The 9,262-nt window shown below is 44.5% G+C and carries 5 protein-coding genes; 1 reads left to right on the top strand and 4 read right to left on the bottom strand.

The features are described 5' to 3' along the window. From QUB61_RS35805 to QUB61_RS35790, 4 genes are all read right to left on the bottom strand, one after another. On the bottom strand, window positions 1-187 hold a 187-nt coding region (locus QUB61_RS35805), incomplete at its 3' end, for a hypothetical protein (RefSeq protein WP_333135761.1). Continuing rightward, on the bottom strand, window positions 166-2,193 hold the full coding sequence (locus QUB61_RS35800) for an adenylate/guanylate cyclase domain-containing protein (protein WP_333135759.1): 2,028 nt from the start codon (window positions 2,191-2,193) through the stop codon (window positions 166-168). The genes QUB61_RS35805 and QUB61_RS35800, both read right to left, overlap by 22 nt. Further along, window positions 2,159-6,856, bottom strand: coding sequence for a response regulator (locus tag QUB61_RS35795; protein WP_333135757.1), 4,698 nt, complete (start codon window positions 6,854-6,856; stop codon window positions 2,159-2,161). Before QUB61_RS35795 ends, QUB61_RS35800 begins: the two co-directional genes overlap by 35 nt. A gap of 684 nt (window positions 6,857-7,540) precedes the next feature. Beyond that, the gene (locus QUB61_RS35790) at window positions 7,541-8,050 is read right to left on the bottom strand and encodes a hypothetical protein (RefSeq protein ID WP_333135755.1); all 510 of its coding nucleotides are present in this window, start codon (window positions 8,048-8,050) and stop codon (window positions 7,541-7,543) included. An 80-nt stretch (window positions 8,051-8,130) separates the two neighbouring features. Here QUB61_RS35790 and QUB61_RS35785 point away from each other — a divergent pair, with 80 nt between their 5' ends. Further along, entirely contained in the window at window positions 8,131-9,048 is a 918-nt protein-coding gene (locus QUB61_RS35785; RefSeq protein ID WP_333135753.1) for a histone deacetylase, read from the top strand. The last annotated feature ends 214 nt before the right edge of the window (window positions 9,049-9,262 follow it).

Raw genomic sequence — 9,262 nt, 5'->3', positions numbered from 1 at the left:
ATTTTTGGCAGGCATACTTCTGGCTTTTATGTGACTTGTGATTTATTATTATACCAGTTTTAATGCGAAACAGCTTATTGAGAATGGTGCAACATCTCAGTAAACCTACTTCCTTCTTTCTTTCGCCTTCTTCCTTCCCGATTCCCCCTTGCCAATTCCTAATTTTTACTTTTTTTCTAGCAACCAATAAGTCATCATATTCCCCTTACCTTTTACCTGAATTACGCCTCGCCTCTCCAACAAATACTTATCTTTCAAAAGCTCATAAGTAACATCAGTAACTTGAATTCTGCCTGCAAAACCCGTAGCTTCCATCCTCGCCGCTACATTCACCGTATCTCCCCACAAATCATAGGTGAACTTGCTCACACCAATTACTCCCGCAACAACCGGCCCGGAATTGATGCCGACGCGAATTGCCAGTTTTTCTCCTGTGTCGGCGGACAACTTTGCTATTTTTGCCTGCATTCCCAGGGCCATTTGGGCGATCGCCTCGGCGTGGTCATCTCTCGGCATAGGCAATCCCCCGACTACCATGTAAGCATCGCCAATAGTCTTAATTTTCTCCACACCGTACTTTTCAGCTAACTGGTCGAAGTGGGAAAAAATCACGTTCAAGCGCTTTACCAACTCCGTCGGAGACATTCTCGCCGACAACTCAGTAAAGCCAACAATATCAGCAAATAAAACACTTACCTCGGCAAAACTGTCGGCAATTGTACTTTGCTGCGCCTTCAAGCGTTCTGCTATTGGTTTGGGCAAAATATTTAACAGCAACTTCTCGCTTTGTTCCTGTTGAACTTTGAGGGCTTCTTGCGCTAATTTACGCTCTGTAATGTCAGAAACAGTACCCTCATAGTAGAGCAGCTCACCTTTTGAATCTCGAACAGCCCGGACATTTTCTGACACCCAAATCCGGCGCCCGTCTTTGCGGCATACCATAGATTCAAACCCCGAAACGGCATTGTCAGCCTCCATAGCAGCCACGAATTCGAGGCGGCGTTCCGCGTCAACGTACAGTTGCTGAGAAATATTTTTAATGTCGGACATCAGTTCTTCTGGCGAGTCGTAACCGTACAATTTTGCCAAAGCTGGATTAGCGCTGATATAGCCTCCTGAAGGTGTGCTTTGAAAAATGCCTTCCATCGCATTTTCTACAATGCTGTGATATTTCTCTTGAGCAATGCGCAGCAATTCTTCTGCTTGTTTGCGCTGAATCAAAGAACCTAATTGAGTAGCGACTGCATTAAAAATGTCTATAAATCGCGCGTCTTTCCGACAAGACGAAATTTTAAAAAAAACTAGCACTGCCAATACTTCATCGCCTACCAAAATCGGCACGCCAAAACCCGCTTTAAATCCGATTTCTAGTGCTATTTCACTTTGGAGAAAATCCGGGTAGCCCTGGGAAATATCTTCTACCCATTCCGGTTGCTTGGATGCCCAAACTCGTCCCGGTAGCCCTATATTCATGGCAAATGTCAGCTTTTCGCTTTGGCTGCGGAACGAATCCATCCTCGCGTTACTCGCATACCAGCCCGGGGCAGATTGCAGCACAGTTCCTTCTGCATCGGGAATCCAAGCTTCTCCTACGTCCCATCGGATTGTTTGGCCAACTTGGTGCAGAATTACTTCTAAAGCTGAGTTAAAGTCTACAGCTTCGCCGATCGCCCGCGTAGTTTCCAGCAAAAACCGGATTGATTCTTCAGCCCGCTGCCGTTCTGCGATTTCTTGCTGCAATCTAGAATTGCGATCGTGCAGTTCCCTAGCTTGCAGTTGCAGTTGGGATTGCAGCAAACGAAGGGAAAGTTGGTTTTGGACGCGGGCTAAGACTTCTTCTATTTGAAACGGCTTAGTAATATAATCAACTCCTCCTACTTCAAAAGCTTTAACTTTTTCCCTCACGTCATCTAGCGCACTAATAAAAATTACCGGAATATCTTTAGTTTTTTCACTTAACTTTAACTTCTCACAAACTTGATAGCCGTTCATTTTCGGCATATTAATATCTAGTAAAATTAGATCCGGAGGAGATATTTCCGCCCCTTGCAGAGCCAGTTGTCCGTTAATAGCCTTTCTGACATGATACCCGTAACATGTTAGCATAGTGGATAAAAGTCGCAAGTTGTCCGGCATATCGTCAACGATCAGAATGTCTTTAGGTTCCGCTGGTAATGAAGGGTCGTTCATCATAATATAATTGAGTTAAATCTATAATGATATCTATCCGAAAATTCTCGACTAAATCTGCTAAAGCCTTAGCGAGATTTGCCTTAGTTTCGGGAATTTGCTCGATGAGTTCGAGGATGCGGTTGTCGTCAACGCAAAGTGCTGCTCGGTGCAACTCGATTACCCAGTCTGTGGGCATTACACGCAAATCCTCGGTGGTCAAACTTTTAAGCAGCGTCGGTGCTGAAAAAGAAGTAGAGGAGTTTTCTTCCTCATAAATATAACGCAGGTTCAGGTGATGCGCGATCTTTTCAAAGAGTACCTCTTCCCGAAACGGTTTACAGATCAAATCGTTACAACCAGCAGACAAAATTCTCTGCCGCTGCTCGTCAAAAGCACTGGCCGTCAGGGCAATAATTATTGTTTCTCTACCTTCTAGAGTTTGCTTGATCTGTCTTGTCGCTTTGTACCCATCCATCACTGGCATCAGCATATCCATTAAGATCAGGTGCGGCTTCCAAGTTGACTGCAAAGCAATTCCTTCTTGACCGTTAGTTGCTTCGCGGACTTCAAATCCCAGCGGTACGAGGAGCTTAACCAGCAGTTGGCGATTTTCCGCTACATCTTCAACTATTAATATCCGATAAGTTTGTTGTCCGGCTTCTAAAGCAATAACTTGTTTGACCGCCGATTTTTCTTCTTCGTCACTTTCTGTTACTAAGTTAACGTAGATATTAAATCTGAAAGTTGTGCCTTTATCGATTTGACTTTCAACCGCAATATCACCTCCCATAATCCGGACAAACTGTTGGCTGATCGGCAATCCGAGACCAGTTCCCTGCATTGATTTCCGACCTGTTTCGGTTTGTACGAAGGGCTTGAATAATGTGGAGATTTCCGAGGGAGAAATGCCTGGTCCAGTGTCGGCAATTTCAAAATACAATTGGGATTTGTTTTCTGCTGTGCCGTTTTTTTCTACTTCGCTGCTGACGCGCAAAGTAACGGTTCCCTGTTGAGTAAATTTAATCGCATTGCCTAGCAGGTTAATTAAAACTTGCCGCAATTTAGCTTCGTCTGTTTGAATGTACTCCGGCAAATAGTCGGTAGTTTCAAAGATTAGGCGCAAACCTTTTGAGTTTGCTCTTAACTCCAGCATTTCTTTGATACTGTTGAGAAGGTTGTAGAGATTGAAGCGGCTTTCATTGATGGTAATTTGACCTGCTTCTATTTTGGACATTGACAAAACATCATTGATCAGTTCCAGCAAATGTTCGCCGCTGCGGTTGATAATTTCTATGTATTCTTTTTGTTCTTCCGTGATAGAACTATTGCGAGCCATGACTTGAGAAAAACCGAGAATGGCGTTGAGAGGCGTGCGGAGTTCGTGGCTCATGGCAGCGAGAAATTGGCTTTTAGCGCGGTTGGCAACTTCGGCGTTTTCTTTGGATTTCATCAGTTCCATTGACTGCCTTTGAGTGCGGGCGAGCAATTCCGCTTGCTGTAATGCTACTCCTAGCTGAGTGCTTACATCAACTGCAACGTTGATTTCAGCTTCGCTCCACTGGCGGGGACCTGAATTTTGATAGGATCCTAGTAATCCCCAGAGCTTTTTGCCGCAGAAAATTGGCACAATAATGTAGGATTTAGCTTGAAATTTTTCTAGCAATTGGATGTAACAATTCTCGAAGCCCTGCTTGTAAATGTCTGGGACACAAAGGTAAGGTGTACCTCTGCTGTAGGCTCCGCCTTTGGTTTCTTGCAAATAGGTATCGCATACTTGTGAGGTGCTATCTAAGTTGGGTACGACGCAAAGTTCGCTGTCTAAAGCGCCTTCAGTAAAGTGAGAATCGATCTCCTGTTCTTGGACCAAAGAAACCCACTTGCGGTCACGGGATTCGGCTACAAATTCGCCACTCCAGTCTGGATTGAAACGATAAATGGCGACTCGATCGCATTTCAGGGTTTGGCGCAATTCTCGGGTTGTGGCCTGAAAAATTTCTCGGATATCTAAAGTCTGCCGCATTCTTTCAATGATGCGGGCGATCGCTCTTTGTCGTAAAGCACTTTCTTGCAGTTCGGTTTCTGCTTGCTTGCGTTCGGTAATGTCTACAGCCATTAATGCAATGCCGATCGCTGTACCGTTATCATCAATTAGCTGAGTATTGTACCACTCGCAGGTGATAATTCTGCCGTCTTTGGTCAGATTTTCGGAAGTGCCGCTGGATTTGGCGTTCCAGCCGTGATTGAAAATCTCAGAGACTTGCTGGTGGTAGCTTTCAGGTACGATCAAATCGGAGGCGACTCGACCTATCGCTTCTTGCTCGCTGTAGCCAAAAATAGCAACTGCCGCGGGATTCCAAGTGATAATTTCTAAATTGAGGTTTAACTCGATAACTGCGATCGGCGTTTGCTGCAATAAAAATGAGATTCTTTGCTGCGATGCTAGCAGTTTCTCTTCGGCTAATTTGCGGTCTGTGATGTCATTAGCTGTGCCTAGAACTTGTTTGGGCTTACCGTCAGTTGTTCTGACAAATACGGTATCCCAACTGTGCATCCACCGCCATTCACCGTTTTTGTGTTTCATTCGGTATTGACATTCAATGACATCGCCGTCTTTGGCTTGCTCCAATTTTTGAACCCTTGCAAAAAAATCTGACAAATCCTCGGGGTTGAGCAGCGTTGACATGATTGCTGGACCCATATCTTCTATTTCTCGGGCGGTGTATCCGAGCATCGTCGAAATTTGTCGGTTGCTGTAGACATTCCGCTGTTCAATTACATCGTAAACGTACAATAGGTTGGGATTGAAATCGGCGATCGCTTGAATGAAGTGCTGGCTTTCTCTGAGTGCGGATTCGGTTTGTTTGCGAAGGCTAATATCTCGCGCTACGATAATCACTGAATCTGGAGTAAGCGGAGAAACTTTAGCGTCTATGCAAACTTCGCCCTCTCCGAGATTCAAGCTATATTCAACATTGATGCATTGCTTCGTTTTTAGAACTTCTTGGATGGCATTTAATAGCAAATCTGCCACAGGTTCCGGCAAAACTTCGTGGGCGGTTTTGTTAATCATCTCGCTTGGAGGTTTCACCAAAAGCGCCGTTGCTGTCGGGGCGATTTTGATGCAGCGCCCTTCTGCATTTCTCACTAAAACTGTGTCAGTCATGGCGGCAAAAATAGCCCGCAATTCTGTTTCAGATTCTTGCAGAGCTTGCTCAGCGCAGATGCGGGTGCGGATTTCTGCTTGCAGCAGTTTATTTTGCCGATCGAGCTGCTGAAGCCGGTTTTTTTCTCGATCGATCAGTTTAGCTTGAGCGATCGCAATCCCTACTTGAGCGGCCACAGCTTCTAACAAGTCGATTTCATCGTTAGTCCATGAACGGTAGCGATCGCACTGGTGCAAACAGATAGCGCCGTTTGCTAGGCCTTGGTAGGAAGTGCGAATTGCCAGCATCGATTTCAACCCAAGCTTGTGGCAAATCGGTTGAACAGCTTGCAAAAGAGGGTCGGAGTAAACATTGTTGGAGGCGATCGCCAGATCTTGTATCATAATTTGTACGAGGTGAGGATTGCCCCAAATTGGAATGGGTACGTTCCCAATAGATTCGCACTCGGGTTCGATATACTCGGCCGCCAGAGGAAGATCGGCTTGGGGGGTAGTAACGTAAGTATGAATCAAACAGCGATTGGCGCAGAATGCCTGACCGATTTGAGTTGCAGCTATTTGAAATATTTGTTGGGGCTGCAAGCTTGAGCGAATTTCTTGAGTTATTTTTGCAATCAGCAATTCTCGCTGAACTTGCCGTTCTAAAGCAGCTTTGGCGGAGGCCATTTCTATTTCTGCTTGCTTGCGATCGCTGATATCAAAAAGTACGCCATACCAAACTATATCGCCATTCTCGCGAATTTCTGGTCGAGAATTAGATTGCAGCCATTTGAGTTTACCCGACGGCGTAACAATCCGCCATTCCGAGGCAAAAGGTTCTAAACTTCGAGCGCTAGCAGCAATTTGTTCTTCCAGATATTGTCGGTCATCTGGATGATTTTGAGCGAAGCACAAGTCAGGATTTTTAAATATCTCCTCACACTCTAATTCGTAAATCTCCCGACAAGCAGAACTAATATATTCAAATTTGAAACTTCCCTCCGGCTGCTTTATAAATTGATAAATAACTCCCGGTATATTGGCCGCCAATTTCTGCAACCGCGCTTGGCTTTCCCGGAGTGATTTTTCGGTCCGCTTGCGAAATTCTATCTCTCGTTGCAGTTTGGCATTCTGCTGTTTTAATTGTTTAGATAGCTGTTGTATAGTCAATTGACTTTCGATCCGCGCTAAAACTTCTTCCACTTGAAAAGGCTTAGTAATGTAGTCAGCACCGCCGACTTCAAAAGCTTTTACTTTGTGAGAAATTTCATTATAAACGCTCAAGAAAATCACCGGAATTTCCCGAGTTGTTTCGTTACCCTTCAGTCTTTCGCAGACTTCGTAGCCGTTCATTTTGGGCATGGCAATATCTAGCAATATCAAGTCTGGGAGAACGGCAAAATTAGCATTTACCGCCATCTCTCCCGAAACCGCCGCCTGAACTTTATACCCTTCTTTCGTCAAAATATTTGATATAAACCGGAGGTGGTCAGGCAGATTATCAATAATTAAAATGTGAATCCTTTCTTTTTCAAATATCATCTTTTGTCTTGCCCTTATGAATTTTATAGTGCTAGCAGCAGATTAATGATTTAATAGGTATAGGGATTCTCTTCCCGCTAAAATCATTCATCAAACCTTTTTAACCTCAGCAAACAGAGGATTAACTTTAGATATTAGCCCAGCGACTAACGCACCTTCTATTCGTCCAACTTTTTGGCTGCTTGTCTTAAGTTCGACACTCAAATCCACTGCATTGTTGTCATATTTTATTGCAAAAATAAATTTCCTTATTCGCTGCAAAAATTAAGTATGCTGAAAAAAAATCAGGACTTAGGCACTCCAGACCAAAGAAACCGGTTTTTTTTAACTCTGTTCAAGGGCTGCGACCAAGTATTTTCGTACCTCAAACCCGATTGATGTGTCCGGGACTGTTTTTTGGTTGACTTTAGGGTTAAAAGTCCCTGGAGGATGGCGCCAGCTTCTTGACATTCTGCTGCCACCTTACCTTCAAAAGGTTTTAGCAGAGATACAGCCCGCTACGGCGGCCAGACGCGAAGCAACCGGATTTTTACTGTTACCCCGGGCTGCAACGCGTCTTTTCGTGAAAAAACCTGGTTGCTTCGCACCCGCGCGTCAGTCTTAAGATATTTATAGGTAACTAAGAGTATAGATCGACGGGCCCGCAGTTAATGCCAACTGTATCAACTTTTTTCTCGGTCTTTTTTATGCCAGCAAATCCTTAAGTTTAGCAAAATTTTCATCGCTGAAGGAGATTTTAATTTCCAGTTCTCGGTCTGCCTCCCACAGCAGCAAAATATTATCTCCCCCCAAGGCGATTTCAGGATTGTTCAATTCAAGTGTTTGATATTTAACTTCGGGAAATCCTATGCAAATTACCACTTCTGATTCTAACTGAGGATAGATGTACAATTGCTGTAGCAGGTTGTCTAGTTCTAGTTTCTGAACAGTGTTATTACGTTGGACAGGAGAACCGCGTTTGTACCAATAGAGAGTATCCTCACGAATTTCTGGATTGACTATCACAAATGTTTCGTCAAAACGCTGGGGGTGCCAGTGAATTTCGCTGAGACCGCCGATTTGCGGAATCAGTCGCTGTACCCAGCTAATTTCTTTGCCGTTGAGGTTTCCCCACCACTGACCGATATTATCGAGGCTGTCAGCATTTTCGGGGTTGTTGCTGCCGGACTCCCAGACTGTTTTTAGTGGTTGCATATAATACAGGTTCTCCAGAGAATTTAAATTTGAGATTGCAGGCTTTCCATTGGAGATTGATTCGTTCTACAATAATCTTAATGGACTTACCAATTATTTACCACGAAGATTACGTTGCACCCCTGCCACCGGATCACCGCTTCCCGATGGCAAAGTTTCGGATGCTTTACCAGATGCTGCTCGCGGACGGGGTAGCAGATAAATCGCAATTTCACGCTCCCGAACTTGGGCCTCAAGAATGGATTGAATTAGTCCACGACCACGGCTACGTTCAAGCTTACTGCAACGGGACGCTCGATGACAAAGCGATGCGGCGAATTGGTCTGCCTTGGAGTCGGGCCCTTGCTAATCGCACTTGCACTGCGGTTGCAGGGACGGTACTAACTGCCAAGCTCGCTTTAGAATGCGGTTTGGCTTGCAATACAGCAGGCGGAACTCATCACGCCTTTCCTGCTTTTGGGTCTGGTTTTTGTATTTTTAATGATTTGGCGATCGCCTCTCGCGTTTTGCAAAAAATTGGTTTAGTTCGCAAAGTTTTAATTGTCGATTTAGACGTGCACCAAGGAGACGGAACCGCCGTGATTTTCCAAGATGACAGCAGCGTTTTTACTTTCTCGATGCACTGCGAGGTTAATTTTCCCGGCACTAAACAAAAGGGCGATTTAGATGTACCTTTGCCTGTCGGTATGGAGGACGACGAATATTTACAAACCTTGGATAAATTCTTACCAGATTTGCTTTCAAATGTCAAGCCAGATTTAGTTTTGTACGATGCCGGAGTAGACCCTCATCACGGTGACAAACTGGGAAAATTAGCTTTAACTGATACGGGGTTATTTCGCCGGGAAATGCAAGTTTTATCTACTTGTTTGGCCCGGGGTTATCCAGTGGCTTGTGTGATTGGCGGTGGCTATTCCGATGACATGAATGGGTTAGTTTATCGGCATTCGCTTCTGCACCGAGCGGCAAGTCAAGCGTACAGGCAGTATAAACTTTAAGATTTGTAAATTTGGCGACAAATATCTAGATTAATTTAGTTAATATCACATAAATGAACGGCAGACAGCGCGAGCGATAGCAAGAATTTTGTATCCAGATAATTTAGAGTTCATGATAGACTAGCGTTTAATCAATAGTAATTGCTCAACTAGGGGAAAAAAGGGAGCCATCAGTAGAGAGAGCTTGTTGAATGGATTGATAAGCAGTTAAACC

This window comes from Microcoleus sp. C2D2 (assembly GCF_036702495.1).
Lineage (GTDB): Bacteria > Cyanobacteriota > Cyanobacteriia > Cyanobacteriales > Microcoleaceae > Microcoleus.
This window is presented reverse-complemented; position numbering and strand designations above follow the sequence as displayed.

Bases quoted from the DNA above. Each gene is read 5' to 3' on its own strand.
- QUB61_RS35785 (WP_333135753.1), top strand. From the start codon at position 8,131: ATGGACTTACCAATTATTTACCACGAAGATTACGTTGCACCCCTGCCA.
- QUB61_RS35800 (WP_333135759.1), bottom strand. From the start codon at position 2,193: ATGATGAACGACCCTTCATTACCAGCGGAACCTAAAGACATTCTGATC.
- QUB61_RS35790 (WP_333135755.1), bottom strand. From the start codon at position 8,050: ATGCAACCACTAAAAACAGTCTGGGAGTCCGGCAGCAACAACCCCGAA.
- QUB61_RS35795 (WP_333135757.1), bottom strand. From the start codon at position 6,856: ATGATATTTGAAAAAGAAAGGATTCACATTTTAATTATTGATAATCTG.